This is a genomic window from Corynebacterium sp. HMSC078A10 (assembly GCF_001811565.1).
Taxonomy (GTDB): Bacteria; Actinomycetota; Actinomycetes; order Mycobacteriales; family Mycobacteriaceae; genus Corynebacterium; species Corynebacterium hesseae.
Genome location: NZ_KV805226.1, coordinates 27,419 through 28,398 on the forward strand (window position 1 = coordinate 27,419; position 980 = coordinate 28,398).

Annotated in this window: 1 protein-coding gene; it reads right to left on the reverse strand. The window is 57.0% G+C overall.

The genetic code is table 11. From position 1 onward, the window contains the following. Window positions 1–977, reverse strand: a 977-nt coding sequence (locus HMPREF2808_RS10560) for an HNH endonuclease signature motif containing protein (protein WP_070682983.1), incomplete at its 3' end; no start/stop codon positions are given. Between the last annotated feature and the right edge of the window lie 3 nt (window positions 978–980).

The following is a 980-nucleotide window of genomic DNA, read 5'->3' on the forward strand; positions in this document are numbered from 1 at the left end:
ACCCCGGTGTTGAGCCGGTACATGTAGCCGCGTCCGGTAGGTCTTTGTGGGTCATCATCATTGATGCCGTTGTGGTAGGCGCACAGGAAGGTCAGGTTCTTGATGTTGGTGTAGCCTCCCGCCTGCCAGGGCACCAAATGATGCACTTGGCAGTAATCAGCGGGCTTATTGCAGCCTGGTCTTGCACACGTGTGGAATTCAGCATGCAGGGTAAGGCGTTGTTTGAAGTTTGCTCCACGCTCTAGTCGCCAGGTGTCGATGGGTCCTTCAATAGGGTGCACGATGGTGGCATAGCCTATTTCGGCAAACTTGTGGGTGAGGAATTCTGCTCCGGTCATGCGCCCGCCGTTGGTGAGGTTGAGTTCGATGTCGTCTCCGTCGCCGTTGATGATTTGGTCGAGCTCGTTGAGGGTGACGATGATTTGGGTGCGCACCGCGGGTTTAGAACCGCTTGTTTCTTTGTTGAAGAAGATGTCGTTGGCGGCTTGAAGCAGGTCGGTGTTGGTGGATTCTAAGACGCCGCGCATGTTGGCGATCGTGGTGGCATCGTCAGTTATGGAAAGGGTGTTGGGGCCTTGTTCCCGGTAGGTGATGCGTACGCCTGGTTTGGCTATGCGTTTGGAGCGGAGTTCTTTCAGTCGTGTGGCGGCGACGGTGGGGATGCGGTGTGCGGGTGTTCCTGCGAGTTTGATTCGCAGGTTCCAGGCGTCGAGGGTTTTCTTCACCTTCGCGGTGTAGGTTTCAATCAGTGTGAGGGTGCCCAGGCTGTGGCGTTGGGTGAGGGCTGCGTGGCGGGCTTTGCGTTGTTTACCGCTAAAGCGGGTGGGGCCGAAATACACCTGGTTAAGGTTTGCAAGTTCGGCGGCATCGGAAGCAGAGGCTCCGAGCGCGCGGAGCTCATCGGGTGAGCCAGGAATGTTTTCCACCAGCGCAATCCCCGAATTGCGGAGGCGGATGTAGGTTTCGATATCCCCCATGAG